Below are 16,864 nucleotides of genomic sequence, written 5' to 3' on the forward strand. Positions count from 1 at the left end.
CTTCGAGAGCGGCACCGTGCACGTGGTGCAGCAACTCAAGCTGAGCCTGAGCAAGGCCGTGTTCGCGCCCCCGAAGGGCGGCAAGCTCCGTGACGTGCCGCTGCCCGATCCCGTGGCAGAGGCGCTACAGGAGCACATCAAGCGGTTCCCGCCCGTGGAGATCAAACTCCCGTGGATGCGGGCGAACGGCCAGCCGGTGACCCGGCGGCTCATCTTCACGGGCCCCAACGGTGGGCACGTACGTCTGGCGTACGTCGCTGAACGAAGACCACTGGAAGCCCGCGCTCGCCAAGGCCGGTGTCATCCCCAGGCCAAGAGCCGCGAGCACGCCGCCGCCCGCGAGCACGGTATGCACGCGCTCCGGCACTTCTACGCGTCCGTGCTTCTGGACGCAGGGGAGAGCATCAAGGCCCTCGCGGAGACCTCGGACACTCCGATCCGGGCCTGACGCTGAAGGTGTACGCGCACCTCATGCCGAGCAGCCGGGACCGGGCCCGGAAGGCTCTCGGTAAGGCGCTCAGGCCCCAAGATCACAAGGGCTGAGGTTCCAGAGAGGTTCCGGATCATGAAAATGCCTCCCATCCGCGCTCTATGCGCAGGTGGGAGGCATGATCACAAAACCTACTTCTTCTTGCCCTGGTTCTTGACCGCCTCGATGGCGGCCGCGGCGGCGTCCGGGTCGAGGTACGTGCCGCCGGGGTTGAGCGGCTTGAAGTCCGCGTCGAGTTCGTAGGAGAGGGGGATGCCGGTCGGGATGTTCAGGCCCGCGATGTCGGCGTCGGAGATACCGTCGAGGTGCTTGACCAGGGCGCGCAGCGAGTTGCCGTGGGCCGCGACCAGGACCGTGCGGCCGGTCAGGAGGTCGGGGACGATGCCGTCGAACCAGTACGGAAGCATGCGGACGACGACGTCCTTCAGGCACTCCGTCTGGGGGCGCAGCTCCGGCGGGAGGGCCGCGTAGCGCGGGTCGGAGTACTGGGAGTACTCCGCGTCGCGGGCCAGCGGCGGCGGCGGCGTGTCGTACGAGCGGCGCCACAGCATGAACTGCTCCTCGCCGAACTCGGCGAGCGTCTGTGCCTTGTCCTTGCCCTGGAGCGCGCCGTAGTGCCGCTCGTTCAGGCGCCAGGAGCGGTGGACCGGGATCCAGTGGCGGTCGGCGGCCTCCAGCGCGAGCTGGGCGGTGCGGATCGCGCGCTTCTGGAGCGAGGTGTGGACCACGTCGGGCAGCAGGCCGGCGTCCTTGAGCAGCTCACCGCCGCGGACTGCCTCCTTCTCGCCCTTCTCGTTGAGGTTGACGTCCACCCAGCCGGTGAACAGGTTCTTCGCGTTCCATTCGCTCTCGCCGTGGCGGAGGAGGATCAGCTTGTACGGTGCGTCGGCCATACGCCCGAGCGTAATGGAAGCCTTCGACCCGCCGCTCGCCCGCCCGGAGGCCGGACACCCGGCCGCCCGGAAGCGGCGCACTCGCCTACCCGGAGGCCGGACACCCGCCCGCCCGGAAGCCGCGCACTCGGCCTCCCGGAAGCCGGTCAGTTGACGGTATCTGTTAATTGAGTGGCTCCCCCTGTCACCAGGTCGTAAGTTGTGATCACCGCCTGAGCCACTTACATCCGTCAGGCCGAAAGCACCTGTGGGGGATCCAGCCATGCCACTCGCCGTCATGAGACGTGCTGCCCGAGAGACCGTCTCGGGGCTCCCCCGCGAGTTCTGGTGGCTGTGGACCAGCACCCTCGTCAACCGGCTCGGGGCGTTCGTCGCCACCTTCATGGCCCTCTACCTGACCCTCGGCCGCGGCTACTCCGCCTCGTACGCCGGTCTCGTCGCGTCCCTGCACGGCCTCGGCGGTGTCGTCTCCTCGCTGGGCGCGGGGGTGATGACCGACCGGCTCGGGCGGCGGCCCACCCTGCTCGTGGCGCAGGTGTCGACGGCCGTCTTCGTGGCGCTGCTGGGATTCATGCACCACCCGGTGAGCATCGCCGCCGTCGCCTTCCTGGTGGGCATGGCCAGCAACGCCTCGCGGCCCGCCGTGCAGGCGATGATGGCCGACATCGTCCGGCCCGAGGACCGCGTCCGCGCCTTCTCCCTCAACTACTGGGCCATCAACCTCGGCTTCGCCGTCTCCTCCATGGCGGCCGGTTTCATCGCCGAGTTCAGCTATCTCGCGGGCTTCCTCATCGAGGCCGGCATGACCCTCGTCTGCGCGCTCGTCGTCTTCACCAAGCTGCCGGAGTCCAAGCCCGTACGGCTCGCCAGGGAGACCGAGCCCGCCGTCGGCCTCGGCACCGTCCTGCGCGACGGCCGCTTCATGAGCGTCGTCGGGCTGTCCTTCCTCGTCGCCCTCGTCTTCCAGCAGGGGTCCGTCGGACTGCCGGTCGCGATGGGCGAGGCCGGCTTCACCCCGGCCGACTACGGCACGGCGATCGCCGTCAACGGCGTACTCATCGTCGCGCTCCAGATCCCGGTCACCCGTTTCATCGAGCACCGGGACCCGAAGCGGCTGCTGGTCATCTCGTCGCTTCTCGCCGGATACGGCTTCGGACTCACCGCCTTCGCCGGCTCCGTCGGCGTCTTCGCCCTCACGGTCTGTGTGTGGACCCTGGCCGAGATCGTCAACGCGCCCACCCAGACCGGGCTGGTCGTCCGCCTCTCCCCCGTGCATGGCCGGGGCCGCTACCAGGGCATGTACACCCTGTCCTGGGCCCTCGCCGCGCTCGTCGCTCCCCTGATGTCCGGCCTGGTCATCGACCGGTTCGGCGCGGAGTGGCTGTGGGGGCTGTGCGCGGTGGTGGGTACGGCGGCGGGGCTCGGGTACGGGGTCCTGATGCGGCGGCTGCCTGCGGAGGGAGCGGAGGAGAGGGTGGAGGAGAGAGCGGAGGAAGCCGCGTCTGCCGCTCCGACGCCCGCCTTCCCGGAGAGGGCCGAGAAGACCGGGAAGATCGAGAAGGCCGAGAAGACCGAGGTCGGAGCGTCCTGAGCTCGGCCTGAGCTCGCCCAGGCACCGGCCATGCCTCGGGCATGCATCAACCCGACGTCGGCCTCCACCCCCTCACGGATGCATCCGCGCCCCCTTCATCACCTTGTCCACCGCGTTCCGCGGCCCGTACACCGCGAGCCCCACGAGATCCAGCTCCCCCGTCGGTACGGCCCGCACCGCCGCACGGTTGTCGCGGTCGTTGCCGGTGGCGAAGAGGTCGGAGGTGAAGAGGGCGCGCGGCAGGACCCGGGACAGCGCGCGGCCGTGCGCGGCGGTCAAGGTCTCCTTCGAGCCCTCGAAGATCAGCACGGGCTGCCGGAACATCGGGAGATACGGGGTGCCGTCGGCATCCTCGTACGGCTCACCGATCACCTCGGGAACGGCCGTCCCCAGGCCGCTCACGAGAAAAGCGGTCACATTGAGGCGCTGCCAGGGCTCCAGGTCGTCCCGCAGCAGGACGGCGATCTTGGTGTCGAAACGCACGGGTTCAACGGGTTCAGGGGTGGAGGTGCTCATACGGCGAGACTGCCGAACGCCGTACGGCACCGTCTTGTACGTTGTTTGCATGGCCTCTCAGGGCCGCCGGGCCCCCCGGGCTCCCCAGGCCCCTCAGCGCGAGATCTCCGCCTGGCGCCCACGTGTCCCGGGCGTCGTGGAGGTCTTCCACGCGCACTACACCGAGTACGCGTACCCCATGCACGTACACGACGCGTGGACACTGCTGATCGTCGACGACGGCGCCGTACGGTACGACCTCGACCGGCATGAGCACGGCACCCCGCACGACACCGTGTCGCTGCTGCCGCCGCATGTCCCGCACAACGGCTCCCCCGTCACCGAGCACGGCTTCCGCAAGCGGGTGCTGTACCTCGATCTGAGCCGGCTCGACGAGAGTCTGATCGGGCCCGCGGTGGACGGGCCCGACCTGGTGGATCCCGTACTGCGGTATCGCGTCGGGCAGTTGCACACGGCGCTCGGGCACCCCGGGGACGAGCTGGAGGCCGAGAGCAGGCTGACGCTGATCGCGGAGCGGCTGCGCGGCCGGCTGAGCCCCCGGCTGACCGCGGAACCCCCGCGCCCCGACCGCCCGCTCGCCCACCGTCTCCGTGAACTCCTCGACGAGCGGCTGGAGCAGGGGATCGCGCTGGACGAGGCGGCGCGGCTCGTGCACGCCCATCCCGCCCATCTGGTACGGGCGTTCAGCGGCGCGTACGGCATCGCCCCGCACCAGTACCTGATGTCCCGCCGCGTCGACCGCGCCCGTCGGCTGCTCCTGGACGGCGGGAAGCCGGCCGAGGTGGCCACCGCGACCGGCTTCTACGACCAGTCCCATCTCACCCGCCACTTCAAGCGGTTGGTGGGAGTGACCCCGGGGAGCTACCGCGCGAGCTCGCGCTGAGCCTCGTACAGATCGCGCGGTCGTACGACGTCCGTGGTGCCGTACAGCTCCAGGCGGGAGTGCAGGTCCCCGGTGAAGTCGGGTACGTCGATCTGGTCGAACTCGGTGACGTCGTTGACGCCGACGGTGGCGCTGTAGGGCGCGAGGCCGTCGATCTTCATCAGGCCCGCGCGGGCGTTGGTGACGCGGATGTTCCAGTGGGTGAAGCGGGCGCCGAAGAGGGGTCCGGCGCTGGCGTCGCCGCCGTGCCGGCCGTCGTTGTTCACCGTGATGTCGGTGCGGACGTTGGCGAAGGGCAGGCCGCGGTGGGAGTCGAAGGTGCCCATCCGCATGTCGCCGCCCGACCAGACGTTGTACGAGGACAGGCCCTCCACGTTGATGCCGTGGAGCTGGGTTCCGGCGGGGGCCGGGACCGTGCGCTGCTCGATCGTGAAGTCCTGGACGAGGTTGTCGTGCGAGCCTTCGCGGCAGAAGTACGGGTGGTGCGAGCCGCGGCCCGCGACCTTCGTACGGCGCAGGGTGCAGGCGGAGGCGGCGACGAGCCCGAAGCCGTTGTCCACATGACGTACGACGATGTCGTCGGCCCAGCAGTCGTACGCGCACTGGAACACGACCCCGTTGTAGCCCTTGTCGAGGAGGTGCGGGGACTGCGGGGTCTCGACGGCCTCCAGGGTGAGTCCCTCGACGCCGGAACCGGTCAACTCCGTCACGTGGGTGGTCAGGCGCGGGTCCCACTCGGGGCGTACGTCGAGCGGCAGAGGGCGTTCGAAGGTGACCTTCGTGCCCTGCACGCGCGCGATGCGGACGGGCCACTCGTAGGGGACGTACGACGTCAGCTTCGTCTTGTCGTCCCAGTAGTACGCCTCGGGGCCGGGGCCGCCGCCCGCCATGTGCTCCAGGAGGGTGTGGCCGGCGTCGTCGGCGAGGCGGAGGAGGACGAGGCGGCCGGGCTTCAGCCCGCCGGCGTCCGCGACCCGCACCGACCAGGATCCGCGGGTGGCGGGCTCCACGGTGGTCAGCGTCTGCCATTCGTCGCGCTTGTTGCCCGTCCAGCCCTCGAAGGGCCACGCCTTCGCCTTGATGGCCGCCGTCAGCGTCGTGAAGCGGTCGGCCGGGCAGAGCCAGATGAGGCCGCCCGCCCAGGACCAGGACGACTTGTCGCCGCCGTAGCGGGAACCGTAGACGCCGATCAGCTCGGTGAGGTTCTTGGTCGCGTACAGCTTCGTACGGTCGCTGCCGGCACCGCGCAGGACGACGTTCGAGTATCCGATGCGGATCAGGTCGTCGATGCGGAAGGTGCCGGGCGGGATGAGAACCGTGCCACCGCCGGCCCTTCCGGCGGCAGCGATGGCACGGTTGATCGCGGGGGCGCAGTCGGTCGTGCCGTCGTCCACGACGGCGCCGTGGTCGCGTACGTCGGCCACGACGGGGCGGCGCGGGAAGCGCGCGGCGCCGCCGGCCCGGCCGGACCTGCCGACGTAGGGGATCTGCGGGTGGGTGAAGGGAGTACGGGTGAACTCCCGCCAGAGGTCGGCGACTTGGCCCGCACGCTGGTCGGAGGCTTGACCCGCAGGCTGGTCGGAGGCTTGGCCCGCAGGCTGGTCGGGGACTTGGCCCACCGGCTGGTCCGGTGTGGCGGCCGTCGCGGTTCCGCCGGTCACGGCGACGGCCGCCACGGCTATGGCGCTGCCGAGCAGGCCGCGTCTGGTGATGCCGGTGTACCCGTTGCTCATACCCGTCCGCCCTCCATCGCCTTCCCCTACCACCCATGAAATTTCATGGATGTGAACGACGTTCAGATGTGCGTCGGCGGTGAGCATGCCACGGAGACCCCCGGCACGGAAGGGGTCGTGCAACAGCTGATTGACGGAGGAAAGAGGTCAGTTGGCGGGACGCTGGGTCAGGTGGGTGAACGCGTCCAGGTTGCGGGTCGATTCGCCGCGGGACACCCGCCAGGCGTACTCCTTGCGGATGGCGGAGGCGAATCCGAGCTCCAGGAGGGTGTTGAACGAGCCGTCGGCGGCCTCCAGGACCGAGCCGAGAAGGCGGTCGATCTCCTCGGGGGTGACCGCGGCCAGCGGCAGTTTCCCGGTCACATAGATGTCGCCGAGGGAATCGACCGCGTAACTCACCCCGTACAGCTTGAGGTTGCGCTCCAGGAGCCAGCGGTGCACACCCGGCTGGTTCTCGTCGGGGTGGCGGATCACGAAGGCGTTCAGCGACAGCGAATGTCTGCCGACGAGGAGTGAGACGGTCGTCGACAGCTTCCGGGTGCCGGGGAGCTTCACCACGAAGTTGCCCGGCTCGGGGCTCTCCCACTCGAGTTCGGCGTCCTTGAGGACCCCCTCGATGACCTGCGCCGCCTGCTGTACGTCAGCCATGGTGGGAGCGTACGCGACGCCTGTGGGCCTGCATCGCCGCCGTGTACACGTCCGCCGTGGCCGCGGCCGCGGTGTCCCAGCCGAAGCGCTCCGCGTGGCGGGCGGCGGCCGCGCCCATCCGGGCGGACAGCTCCGCGTCGTCCGCGAAACCGCGCAGCACGCGCGCGTAGTCGACGGGATTGTGGCCGGGGACGAGGAAGCCGGTCTCCTGGTGGCGCACGGCCACCGGCAGCCCGCCGACCTCGGCCGCGACCACCGGCGTACCGGCCGCCTGCGCCTCTACGGCGACCAGCCCGAAGGACTCGCTGTACGACGGCATGACCAGTACCGAAGCCGCCCGGAACCAGTCCGCGAGCTGCTCCTGTCCGACGGGCGGCCGGAAGCGCACGACGTCGGCGATGCCGAGCCGTGCGGCGAGCTTCTGCAGTCCCTCGGGCTTGGCGAGACCGCTGCCGCTGGGGCCGCCCACTACGGGGACGACGATGTTGCCGCGCAGCTCGGGGCGCTCGTCGAGCAGGACGGCGACCGCGCGCAGCAGCACGTCGGGGGCCTTCAGGGGCTGTATACGGCCCGCGAAGAGGGGGATCAGGGCGTCCTGCGGGAGCCCGAGGCGGGCGCGGGCGGCGGCGCGGCCGTCGGCCGGGCGGAAGCGGTCCAGGTTCACGCCCGGGTGGACCACGGCGACCTTGCCGGGATCGGCTTCGTAGTGACGTACGAGTTCGTCGGCCTCTTCGGCGGTGTTGGCGATGAGGCGGTCGGCGGCGCGCACGATCTGGGTCTCGCCGATGACACGGGCGGCCGGTTCCGGGGTGTCGCCCTCGGCCAGCGCGGCGTTCTTGACCTTGGCCATGGTGTGCATCGCGTGCACCAGGGGCGCGCCCCAGCGCTCGGCGGCGAGCCAGCCGACGTGACCGGAGAGCCAGTAGTGCGAGTGCACGAGGTCGTAGTAGCCGGGGCGGTGACCGGCCCAGGCCTGCATGACGCCGTGCGTGAAGGCGCACAGCTGGGCCGGGAGGTCCTCCTTGGCGAGGCCCTCGTAGGGGCCCGCGTCGACGTGCCGGACCAGGACGCCGGGGGCCAGCTCGACGGTCGGCGGGAGCGCCGCGGTGGTGGCGCGCGTGAAGATCTCGACCTCGATGTTGATCGCGGCGAGGCGCTGGGCGAGCTCCACGATGTACACGTTCATGCCGCCCGCGTCGCCCGTGCCGGGCTGGTGCAGGGGTGAGGTGTGTACGGAGAGCATGGCGACGCGACGGGGCCTGCGGTGCAGCCTGAGCCGTGCGGACACTGCCGGGGAGCGTCGCCCGAGCCTGCTGACGTACTGGCTCACGTAGCGGTCCTCCTTGCTGCGGGCATGCCGGACGGAGGGTGTGGGGCACCCTCCAAAGAGGGGGAACGCCGGAACGGTCCGCCTCATTTCCTCTTTGCCGAATCATTACCGGGTGTCGCTCAACCGTTCGGGCTTGTGGCTGGCGACCGTGTGGCCCGTCGGGTCGGCACGTCCGGTTGGCCGCCGGGTCGGCACGTCCGGTTGGCCCGTCCGGTTGGCCCGTCCGGCGTTTGAGGACGAGGCCGTTCAGGCCGAAAGGCGGGGGCGTGGGGCGGCGGCCTTCAGATACGGGACGGGCAGGGGCGGAGGGGGCGAACCCATCCCGGCGCATACCCTCGTACGTATGACATCCCGCGCCGCCCCGCCCCGCCCCGTGGGCACGGTGACACGCGGGACCACGAACCCCAACCGGCTGCGCCGCATGGACCGCTGGATCGCGGCGACCCATGGCACCGAACTGCGCCGCACCCCCGCCCCCGTGGCGGTCGACCTCGGCTACGGCGCGGCCCCCTGGACGGCGGTGGAACTGCTGACCCGCCTGCGCACCGTCGCCCCCGCCACCCACGTGGTGGGCATCGAGATCGACCCGGCCCGGGTCGAGGCGGCCCGCCCGTACGAGCGCGACGGCCTTGTCTTCCGGCACGGCGGCTTCGAGGTGCCGGTGCCGGGCGCCCCTGCACTGATCCGGGCGGCGAACGTCCTCCGCCAGTACGACGAGGACCAGGTCGCCGAGGTCTGGCAGCGCCTGTGCGCCCGCCTCGCACCGGCGGGCCCCGCCGGCTCCCGTGGCGGCCTGCTCGTCGAGGGCACCTGCGACGAGATCGGGCGGCGGCACGTCTGGGTCGCGCTCGGCCCCGAGGGCCCCCGCACGGTCACCTTCGCCACCCGGCTCGGCTCCCTGGACCGCCCGTCCGACCTCGCCGAACGCCTGCCGAAGGCCCTCATCCACCGCAATGTCCCGGGCGAGCCGGTGCACGCCTTCCTGCGCGACTTCGACCGGGCCTGGGCCGCCGCCGCGCCCTACGCCTCGTACGGCGCCCGGCAGCGCTGGATGCGCGCGGTCCGCGACCTGACGGCCGACTGGCCGGTGACGGACGGGGTGACGCGCTGGCGCCAGGGCGAAGTCACGGTGCGCTGGGAGGCGTTGGCGCCACGAGCGGTATAGGGGATAGGGGCATGATGCCGGGCTCGCGACCGCGCGGGGGCCTGCCGCGCCCGTGACCTGCGGGGAACGATCTCCGTGACTGGTTCGTCACACAGGCGGGGAGATCGTCTTGCGCAAGCGGGGAAGCGGGGAGGGGGAAAGGGGGCGCGGGGAGCCGGACCGGCGCGGGGAGGGGAGTTCCCGCCCGCCTCCGTCGCGCAGGAGAGGGGAGTTCTTGCCCACCTCTGTCGCAATGCGCGCCGACATGGCACGATCCCCCAGGCGTCCGGAAGTTACTGACGGTAAATCAGTTTGGGGGCGGAGTAATGGGATCCGGCAAGCGGAGCCTGACCACGGCGGCCATGGCCCTGGCCTGCGCATGTGCCTGCGTGGCACTGGCAACGCCCGGCGTGGCGTACGCGAGCCCGACACCGACACCGACCCGGACCCCCACCGCGACACCAAAACCGGTGAGCAACAAGGATCTTGAAGAGGTCCGCAAGAAGCTGGACAAGCTCTACCACCAGGCTTCGGTGGCCACGGACGCGTACAACGCGGCGGAGGAAAAGGCCCAGAAGCAGTCCGCCGAGATCGTCGATCTGGCCCGCGAGATCGTCAAGGGCCAGGCGAAGCTGGACAAGTTGAAGGACCGCGCGGGCGCCGCGGCCCGCGCGCAGTACCGAGGCGGCGGACTGCCGCCCGAGGCGCGGCTGTGGCTGAGCGACGACCCGCAGGAGTTCCTGGACGGCGCGGGGCGCGTGCGGCAGGGCGAGCACGCGGCCAAGGGCCTGCTCGCCGAGATGACGCGCACCCAGCAGGACTTGGAGCAGTACGCGAAGGACGCCTCCGCCCAGTGGAAGAAGCTGGAGGCCAACCGCAAGGCCAAGGCCGAGGCCAAGAAGAAGATCAAGGAGCGGATCGCCGCCGCCGAGAAGCTCGAGTCCCAGCTGGAGGAGAAGGAGAAGGAGCGGCTGGCGAAGCTGGAGGAGGAGGCCGCGTACCAGGCGCAGACGACGTGGCTGAGCTCCGGCATCCTCGCCGAGATCAACGGCAAGGCGTCCGAGCAGGGCAAGAAGGCCGTGAAGTACGCGACCGGCCAGATGGGCAAGCCCTACGAGTGGGGCGCCGAGGGCCCGGACTCGTACGACTGCTCGGGGCTGACCTCCCAGGCCTGGGCGTCCGCCGGGCACGGCATTCCGCGCACCTCGCAGGAGCAGTGGAAGCAGCTCACGCACGTCGACATCAAGGACATGCGCCCCGGCGACCTGATCATCTACTTCGACGACGCCAGCCATGTCGGGATGTACGTGGGCGACGGCGCCGTGGTGCACGCGCCCCGGCCCGGGCGGACGGTGACGATCACGGGGGCGGGGTCGATGCCGATCCTGGGGGTCGTACGACCGGACGCGTGACGCCTCCGCGCCGCACGCGTATAGCTCCCGCGGGCCCCTTGGCTGGGTTACCCCACGTGACCTGCCGCACGTGACGCACCGCACGGCTGCCCTCGCGGTTCCACCCCGGGGACGTGACCTTCGTCATTCGGGAGGGGACCCCATCCTGTCCAAGTGCGGTACAGGATGCGGCATATGACGGTGGCCGTTTGCCGGGCGCCGTGTCGCACACCATTCCGTTGCGGCCCCGGCTGACGCTATGGTCCCGGTCGGTGGGTGTCGAAGACCTTCGCCCCACCACGCCCTCGGGGGGAGGGAAGGAACCCAGACGATGCCCGTACCCGTACCGCGGCAGAGAGCGATCCCGGCCGTGGAGAGTGGTCCGGCTCAAGCCGCGTTCTCACCCGGCGGCCCATCCGGAGAACCGACCGGCGGCCTGTCCGGCACCTCGACCGCCAACCCGGCCGGGGGAGCACATGCGCCCCGTGCCGCCACGACCCCGGTCGACAGCACCACCAACCTCACCCTGCTGGTCATCGAGGACGACCCGGCCGGTTCGCTCAGCGTGCCCGAAATGCTCGACGCGGCGGGCAAGCCGATCCGTGTCCGTACGGCCCGCAACCTCACCGAGGCCGACCGGCTGCTCACCGACGACGTCCACTGCATCCTGCTCGACCTCGCGCTGCCGGCGCCGGGCCGGGCGGCCGAGAGCGACGACGAGCTGGCCACGCTCAAGCACGTGCTGCGGCTCGCGCCCCGGCACGCCGTCCTCGCGCTCACCGCGTCCGGCGACGCCGAGCGCGGTGCCGAGGCGGTGCGCGTCGGCGCCCAGGACTACCTCTTCCGCGACGAGCTGGACGGGCGGCTGCTGAGCCGTGCGATCCGGTACGCGGTGGAGCGGAAACGTTCCGACAAGGCGGAGCGACGGCTCACCGAGTCCAGGCTGCGCGCCCAGGAGAACGCCCGCCTGGAGCGCGGCCTGCTGCCGACCCCGCTTCTGGAGGGCTCCCCGCTGCGCTTCGCCGCGCGCTACCGCCCGGGCCGCTCCCGGGCACTGCTCGGCGGCGACTTCTACGACACCGTCCGCACGCCCGACGGCACCGTGCACGCCATGATCGGCGACGTCTGCGGGCACGGTCCCGACGAGGCGGCGCTCGGCGTGGAGCTGCGCATCGCGTGGCGCGCGCTGACGCTCGCGGGACTGTGCGGCGACGAGCTGCTCTCGACGCTCCAGCAGGTCCTGGAGCACGAGCGCGAGAACGACGAGATCTTCGCGACGGTCTGCACCGTGGACATCGCACCGGACGGCCGCCGCGCCGGGCTCTGCCTGGCCGGCCATCCGTCCCCGCTGATCGCCCGCCCGGGCCGGCCCGCCGAACTGCTGCCGTACGACAACAACGGCCCCGCGCTCGGTCTGCTGCCGCACGCCCGGTGGCCGCGTATGCAGGTGGAGCTGGGCGCGGCCTGGAGCCTGATGCTCTACACCGACGGTCTGATCGAGGGCCACATCGGTGCGGGCAAGGAGCGGCTCGGCCAGGACGGCATGGTGGACATGGTCCGCCGCCAGCTCGACCAGGGCCTCCAGGGCGAGGAGCTGCTGCGCGCGGCGGTGAACGAGGTGCGTGAGCTCAACGGCGGGGAGCTGGCGGACGACGTGGCGGTGCTGATGCTGGACCGGACGCCGTAACCGTCGTACGGCAGCGCGTACGGAGCCGTACGGCGTCTTGTGCGGGCCGCGGCCTTGCGACGGCCGTGCGGCGTCTTATGCAGCCTGCGGCCTTGCGACGGCCGTGCGGCTTCTCATGCGCCTGCGGCCTTGCGACGGCCGTGCGGCTCTTTTGCAGCCTGCGGCCGCGCGGCGTCTTGTGCCCTGCGGCCTAGCGACGTCTGTGCGGCGTCTTGTGCGGCCTGCAGCCGAGTGGCGTCTGACCTGCGTCTTGTGCGGCCGTGCGGCGCGTGCCGCCACACACCGCGGGCCCTGGATGCCAGGGCCCGCGTGGCTGCGTGGGGTACCGACCGCCGCTACACCGGGGCCGGACCGCTCGTCGTGTGTCAGCGACCGCCGTTGTAGGGGCCGTACGGCCCGTCGCTGCTGCTTCCGCCGCGGCGGCCCCACCGGCCACCGCCGCCGGAGACCTGACGGAGCGCGGGGCGTACGTCCACGAAGAAGACGATGGTGGCGACCAGGCCCGCGATCTGCAGGAAGAGCATCGGGACCAGAAGGTTCACGGCGACCGTGATGCCCAGGATGATCAGCCAGAACATCTTGTTCTGCTTGTCGGCCGCGCGGTAGGCGTCATCACGGGCCACCGCGGCCATCACCAGCGCCACCACGGCGAGCACCAGCATGGCTGTGAAGATCAGCCACATGAGACCGCCGAATGCCGTCATCAGCACAATGCCCACCGCCCGAATCGAGTCGTCTCTACGGCCACCGTACCCGGAGAACGGGCCGGGAACTCTGAGAGTGCCCGGCCCGTCTCCATGGCCCGAAGCGGCCGCGCCGCTTCTTCCTGCCGTTACTGCTCTTAGCTGTCACTGCTGTACTGCTGTCTGGTGACCGCTTACTTCTGTAGTGCTGTAGTGCTGTACTGCTGACCGCCTACTTCGCGGGCGGAGTCGTCTTCTTGGCCGTGGTGGTCTTGCGGGCCGGGGGCTTCTTCGCGGCGGTCTTCTTGTCGGAGGCGGACTCGGCGGAGGCCTCGGCGGGCTTCTCCTCGTCCTTGACCTCGACCGGCTCCGCGTTCGGCTCGACCGCGATGGCCAGTTCCTCGATCTCCTCGGCGGCCTCGCCGCGCCAGGTCTTCACGGCCTGCTCGCCGTGCTCGGCGACCTTCTCGTACGTCTCCCGGGCCTTCACGGCGTACTCGGCGGCGACGCCGACACCGCGCAGGGCGAAGTCCTGGGCCGACTCACCGATCTTCTTCAGGTCGGTGTCGAGGGTGCTGATGAACTCCGTCACCTTGGTCTGAAGGGTCTCCTGCGCCTCCTTGGCGCGGGCGGTGGCCTTCTCCTGGACGGCGTTCGGGTCGATGTTCTTCACGGTCTCGATGCGCGCCGGGGCCTCGGTGCGGATCTGCTCCACGATGCCGGGGACCTTCTTGGCCTGCTGGACGGCCAGGTCGGCGGTGCCGGCGAGGAAGTAGAGGGGGGTCGGGTCCGTGGCGGCCTTGCGGATGTCGTCGGTGATGGCCATGGCGATGGTCCTCCCGTAGTGGCTTTCGGCTGAGGGTTTTGGGTGATCCGCGGCGAGAGAGCCGGTCGGCGCTCGTTCCGGTGGTGCGGCGGTGCTGGTGCTGCTCGTCAACTGGCGGTCTGCTGCGGACCGGCATCGCTGCCGTCGGCCGTGCGGGGGCCGGGGGCGGCGGTGTCCGGTATGTCCTGGGCCGTGCGTACGTCGGTGCCGGGCGCCTCGGTGTCGTGGGCGCCCTCGTCCTTGTACGCCTGCGCCTGGGTGATCTCGAACCCGTTCTCCTTGCGGAAGGACTCGTAGATCTGGAGCAGCACCTGCTTCTGCCGCTCGTTCAGCGTGGGATCGGCGAGGATGACGGCGCGCGTCTCCACCTCGTCCCGGTCCCGCTCGGCGTCGAGGATGCCGGCCCGCACGTACAGCGTCTCGGCGGAGATCCGCAGCGCCTTGGCGACCTGCTGCAACACCTCCGCGCTCGGCTTGCGCAGCCCGCGCTCGATCTGGCTCAGGTACGGATTGGACACTCCGGCGGCGTCGGCGAGCTGCCGCAGCGACAGCTGCGCGGTGCGCCGCTGTTCCCGCAGATACTCACCAAGGTTGCCGACGTTGAGCGATGCCATGCCCCCACCTTGCCCCATCCCCGCTAACAATTGCAAGCACCCGCTTGCAAAAGTGCGCCACGCCACACGGACGGCTGGTGAGCCCGAGCACGGACGGGGCTGTCCGTTCCCTGTCTATCTGCGGTTTCCCTCCGAGTCCGCAGAGTGAAGTGAACGGGTCTCGGACGACCTGCGCAGCGAGTTGCTTCACCGTCCTGCGAGGAGGATCGGACCAGTGGCGGTAGCGGGTTGAGGGTTGCGCTCGACGCAGGCGTCCGTGCGTTCGCCTAACGGTGGTTCTGCCGGAAGGGACCGCGGCGGTGCCGTACCGTCCCGTGAAGCCGTGGCGAGCTGTTGACGCTGGTGCTCTCGCGCTTGGCAGGCAGTCAGGATTGCTGGACATGATCGAAGAGGGCGAGGGCTTCGGCGGGGTCCGGGCTCACAAGGCGTTCCAGACCGGCCGTCGTGATCTTCGCCCACCTGCCGGCCCGTGCCCACATCTGCTCCTCGAAGGCGCGGACGGCCTCGTCCAGATGTCCAGGACCGGGGGCGGCGGCGATGGACTCGGCGAGTTCTGCGCCTTCCAGCATCGCGAGGTTCGCGCCCGCCCCCAGTGGGGGCATCAGATGGGCGGCGTCTCCCAGTAGCGTCACCCCGAAGACGTGGGTCCAGGTGTGGGACACGGGCAGGACGTAGAGGGGGCGGTGGACGAAGGCGGTGCCGTGGCGGAGGAGGTCGAGGACAGGAGCGGCCCAGCCGTCGAACAGCGCCAGCAAGCTCGATCGCACGGCCTCGACGTCGGCCAGGTCCAGGTTCGTGTGCCAGTCCAGTGGCGCGCGGAACTGGGCGTACACCTTGACGTGGCCGCCGCTGTTGCGCTGGGCGACGAGAGCTCGGTTCACGCCGTACGCAGCCATGGAACCGTCGCCGATCAACCGGGCGAGGTCAGGGTGGCGGGTGTCGACGTCGTCCAGGGATGTCTCGACCGAGGTGACGCCGGTGTAGTGCGGCGTCACCGACGAGACTGCCGGGCGGACCCGGGACCAGGCGCCGTCCGCGCCGACCACGAGGTCGAACGTCTCCTGTCGCCCGTCCGCGAAATGCACCAGTACGCCATCCCGGGCCCCTGGCACCACCTGCGTCACGCCCCGGCCCCACTGGACGTCGAGGGGGCCGAGCAGTAGGTCACGGAGTTGCCTGCGGTCGATCTCGGGATTGGCCCGGTCATCCGGACGGGGTCGCCAGTCGCGCAGGACGGTCCCGTCCGTGTCCAGGATGCGCATGGCCTGCCCCTCGGGACGGGACAGCGCCTGGAACTCCGCCAGCAGCCCCGCCTTGTCCAGCGCGAGCTGGCCCAGCCCTTCGTGCAGGTCCAGGATGCCGCCCGGGGGCCGGGCGTCGGGGGCGGGATCGCGTTCGAGGACGGTGACGAGGTGATCATGGCGGTGCAGGACGCGGGCGAAGGTAAGGCCGGCAGGACCGCTCCCGACCACTGCGATGCGGTGTCTCATGCCGATACACTGTATTTTCTCATTACGATGAATCGCAACGGTACGGTGTGCCAATGACTGTGTGGGACCGGCCGGAGCCGCCGACTCAACCCGTGCCGCTCGACCGGGAGCGGATCGTCGCCGCGGCTGTCGCGCTGGCCGACGAGGGCGGGCTGGGGGCGGTGTCCTTGCGCAAGGTGGCCGCCCGCCTGGACGCCGGCCCGATGCGGCTGTACAGATACATCTCCACCAAGGAGGAGCTGTTCGACCTCATGATGGACGAGGTCCAAGCCGAGATCCTCCCCGACGAACAGCCCGGTGACTGGCGGGAGGCGGTGCGCATCCTCGCCCAGCGCACCAGGCAGGCCGCTCTCCGTCACGAATGGCTGGCCGACCTGCTCGGCGGGCGCCCGACCCTGGGTCCGAACGGCCTCGCCGTGACCGAGGCCACGCTGGCCGCCTTCGACGGCCTCGCCGATATCGACACCGTCATGCGCGCCGTGGAGACGGTCAGCGCCTACTTCATTGGCGCGATCAGGCGCGAGATCGCGAACCTGCGAGCCGAGCACGCCACGGGCCTGTCCAAGCACGACTGGCAGCGCGCCCACGGCCCGCATGTGACGAGAATACTGGCCACCGGCCGCTTCCCGGCGCTGGCCAAGGCCGTGTACGACGGCACGGACATGGACGCCGAGACATCCTTCGCAACCGGCCTGGACTGGGTCCTCGACGCCGTGGCCACCAAACTCACCCGACCGCCGACGTGACGCTCAGCCCTTGCCGAATGTGAGCGAGGTCAGGGTCGGTGTCCACGGGCGTGCGGGCTTGCGCCGCCACCACGAGTCTTGCCGAAGGCCCCTCGCCTCAGCAGTCAAGAGACACGGCCCAGCGACGGGGGTTTGCGCCGGACTGTGTAATCACCCGGACGAGGGGTTGGGCAACGCCGTACGACTACGACGCCTTACG

Annotated in this window: 16 protein-coding genes; 7 read left to right on the forward strand and 9 right to left on the reverse strand. The window is 70.6% G+C overall.

The features are described from left to right. Nucleotides 1–25 precede the first annotated feature (25 nt). Entirely contained in the window at nt 26–448 is a 423-nt protein-coding gene (locus ACFVXA_RS15015) for a hypothetical protein (RefSeq protein WP_362026686.1), read from the forward strand. A 173-nt stretch (nt 449–621) separates the two neighbouring features. On the opposite strand, the gene ACFVXA_RS15020 is transcribed toward ACFVXA_RS15015, so the two are convergent. Beyond that, nucleotides 622–1,383, reverse strand: coding sequence for a phosphoglyceromutase (locus ACFVXA_RS15020; protein ID WP_362026688.1), 762 nt, complete (start codon nt 1,381–1,383; stop codon nt 622–624). 262 nt (nt 1,384–1,645) lie between these two features. Between ACFVXA_RS15020 and ACFVXA_RS15025 the strand changes: the two genes are divergently transcribed. Next, on the forward strand, nt 1,646–2,974 hold the full coding sequence (locus ACFVXA_RS15025; RefSeq protein WP_389745692.1) for an MDR family MFS transporter: 1,329 nt from the start codon (nt 1,646–1,648) through the stop codon (nt 2,972–2,974). Between the two features lie 72 nt (nt 2,975–3,046). Here ACFVXA_RS15025 and ACFVXA_RS15030 read toward each other — a convergent pair whose 3' ends face one another. Further along, the gene (locus ACFVXA_RS15030) at nt 3,047–3,541 is read right to left on the reverse strand and encodes a DUF2000 family protein (protein WP_383739132.1); all 495 of its coding nucleotides are present in this window, start codon (nt 3,539–3,541) and stop codon (nt 3,047–3,049) included. Between ACFVXA_RS15030 and ACFVXA_RS15035 the strand changes: the two genes are divergently transcribed. Beyond that, entirely contained in the window at nt 3,540–4,373 is an 834-nt protein-coding gene (locus ACFVXA_RS15035; RefSeq protein ID WP_362026697.1) for an AraC family transcriptional regulator, read from the forward strand. The genes ACFVXA_RS15030 and ACFVXA_RS15035 overlap by 2 nt on opposite strands. Here the strand turns inward: ACFVXA_RS15035 and ACFVXA_RS15040 are convergent. The 3 genes from ACFVXA_RS15040 to mshA form a co-directional block, all read right to left on the reverse strand. Next, nucleotides 4,352–6,106 (reverse strand): glycosyl hydrolase family 28-related protein, encoded by a 1,755-nt coding sequence (locus tag ACFVXA_RS15040; protein WP_389467003.1) that lies wholly within the window; start codon nt 6,104–6,106, stop codon nt 4,352–4,354. The two genes, ACFVXA_RS15035 and ACFVXA_RS15040, sit on opposite strands and share 22 nt — an antisense overlap. A 147-nt stretch (nt 6,107–6,253) precedes the next feature. Continuing rightward, nucleotides 6,254–6,754 carry a YbjN domain-containing protein gene (locus tag ACFVXA_RS15045; RefSeq protein ID WP_362026703.1) on the reverse strand — a complete coding sequence of 167 codons (501 nt, stop codon included), beginning with the start codon at nt 6,752–6,754 and terminating at the stop codon, nt 6,254–6,256. After that, on the reverse strand, nt 6,747–8,084 hold the full coding sequence (gene mshA / locus ACFVXA_RS15050; protein WP_362026706.1) for a D-inositol-3-phosphate glycosyltransferase: 1,338 nt from the start codon (nt 8,082–8,084) through the stop codon (nt 6,747–6,749). Before mshA ends, ACFVXA_RS15045 begins: the two co-directional genes overlap by 8 nt. 343 nt (nt 8,085–8,427) lie before the next feature. On the opposite strand from mshA, the gene ACFVXA_RS15055 reads away from it, so the two are divergent. The 3 genes from ACFVXA_RS15055 to ACFVXA_RS15065 all read left to right on the forward strand — a co-directional run bounded on the left by ACFVXA_RS15055 (nt 8,428) and on the right by ACFVXA_RS15065 (nt 12,306). After that, entirely contained in the window at nt 8,428–9,249 is an 822-nt protein-coding gene (locus ACFVXA_RS15055; protein ID WP_389467006.1) for a class I SAM-dependent methyltransferase, read from the forward strand. Between the two features lie 305 nt (nt 9,250–9,554). Beyond that, on the forward strand, nt 9,555–10,640 hold the full coding sequence (locus ACFVXA_RS15060) for an NlpC/P60 family protein (RefSeq protein ID WP_362026712.1): 1,086 nt from the start codon (nt 9,555–9,557) through the stop codon (nt 10,638–10,640). Between the two features lie 310 nt (nt 10,641–10,950). Further along, nucleotides 10,951–12,306, forward strand: a complete 1,356-nt coding sequence (locus ACFVXA_RS15065) for a PP2C family protein-serine/threonine phosphatase (protein ID WP_383739140.1) — start codon at nt 10,951–10,953, stop codon at nt 12,304–12,306. A gap of 365 nt (nt 12,307–12,671) precedes the next feature. On the opposite strand, the gene ACFVXA_RS15070 is transcribed toward ACFVXA_RS15065, so the two are convergent. From ACFVXA_RS15070 to ACFVXA_RS15085, 4 genes are all read right to left on the reverse strand, one after another. Continuing rightward, the gene (locus ACFVXA_RS15070) at nt 12,672–13,016 is read right to left on the reverse strand and encodes a DUF2516 family protein (protein WP_362026971.1); all 345 of its coding nucleotides are present in this window, start codon (nt 13,014–13,016) and stop codon (nt 12,672–12,674) included. Nucleotides 13,017–13,221: 205 nt separating this feature from the next. Next, nucleotides 13,222–13,815 (reverse strand): hypothetical protein, encoded by a 594-nt coding sequence (locus ACFVXA_RS15075; protein WP_362026719.1) that lies wholly within the window; start codon nt 13,813–13,815, stop codon nt 13,222–13,224. Nucleotides 13,816–13,922: 107 nt separating this feature from the next. Further along, entirely contained in the window at nt 13,923–14,429 is a 507-nt protein-coding gene (locus ACFVXA_RS15080) for a helix-turn-helix domain-containing protein (RefSeq protein ID WP_390025193.1), read from the reverse strand. A 365-nt stretch (nt 14,430–14,794) separates the two neighbouring features. Then, nucleotides 14,795–15,919: an NAD(P)/FAD-dependent oxidoreductase gene (locus tag ACFVXA_RS15085; RefSeq protein ID WP_362026723.1), complete on the reverse strand. Its 1,125-nt coding sequence runs from the start codon at nt 15,917–15,919 to the stop codon at nt 14,795–14,797. A gap of 53 nt (nt 15,920–15,972) precedes the next feature. Between ACFVXA_RS15085 and ACFVXA_RS15090 the strand changes: the two genes are divergently transcribed. Next, nucleotides 15,973–16,665, forward strand: coding sequence for a TetR/AcrR family transcriptional regulator (locus ACFVXA_RS15090; protein ID WP_383739145.1), 693 nt, complete (start codon nt 15,973–15,975; stop codon nt 16,663–16,665). Nucleotides 16,666–16,864: the final 199 nt, after the last annotated feature.

This window comes from Streptomyces sp. NPDC058246 (assembly GCF_042881985.1).
Taxonomy (GTDB): domain Bacteria; phylum Actinomycetota; class Actinomycetes; order Streptomycetales; family Streptomycetaceae; genus Streptomyces.

Bases quoted from the DNA above. Each gene is read 5' to 3' on its own strand.
- ACFVXA_RS15090 (WP_383739145.1), top strand. From the start codon at position 15,973: ATGACTGTGTGGGACCGGCCGGAGCCGCCGACTCAACCCGTGCCGCTC.
- ACFVXA_RS15055 (WP_389467006.1), top strand. From the start codon at position 8,428: ATGACATCCCGCGCCGCCCCGCCCCGCCCCGTGGGCACGGTGACACGC.
- ACFVXA_RS15035 (WP_362026697.1), top strand. From the start codon at position 3,540: ATGGCCTCTCAGGGCCGCCGGGCCCCCCGGGCTCCCCAGGCCCCTCAG.
- ACFVXA_RS15045 (WP_362026703.1), bottom strand. From the start codon at position 6,754: ATGGCTGACGTACAGCAGGCGGCGCAGGTCATCGAGGGGGTCCTCAAG.
- ACFVXA_RS15065 (WP_383739140.1), top strand. From the start codon at position 10,951: ATGCCCGTACCCGTACCGCGGCAGAGAGCGATCCCGGCCGTGGAGAGT.
- ACFVXA_RS15060 (WP_362026712.1), top strand. From the start codon at position 9,555: ATGGGATCCGGCAAGCGGAGCCTGACCACGGCGGCCATGGCCCTGGCC.
- ACFVXA_RS15080 (WP_390025193.1), bottom strand. From the start codon at position 14,429: ATGGCATCGCTCAACGTCGGCAACCTTGGTGAGTATCTGCGGGAACAG.
- ACFVXA_RS15085 (WP_362026723.1), bottom strand. From the start codon at position 15,919: ATGAGACACCGCATCGCAGTGGTCGGGAGCGGTCCTGCCGGCCTTACC.
- ACFVXA_RS15020 (WP_362026688.1), bottom strand. From the start codon at position 1,383: ATGGCCGACGCACCGTACAAGCTGATCCTCCTCCGCCACGGCGAGAGC.
- ACFVXA_RS15025 (WP_389745692.1), top strand. From the start codon at position 1,646: ATGCCACTCGCCGTCATGAGACGTGCTGCCCGAGAGACCGTCTCGGGG.
- ACFVXA_RS15075 (WP_362026719.1), bottom strand. From the start codon at position 13,815: ATGGCCATCACCGACGACATCCGCAAGGCCGCCACGGACCCGACCCCC.
- ACFVXA_RS15030 (WP_383739132.1), bottom strand. From the start codon at position 3,541: ATGCAAACAACGTACAAGACGGTGCCGTACGGCGTTCGGCAGTCTCGC.
- ACFVXA_RS15040 (WP_389467003.1), bottom strand. From the start codon at position 6,106: ATGAGCAACGGGTACACCGGCATCACCAGACGCGGCCTGCTCGGCAGC.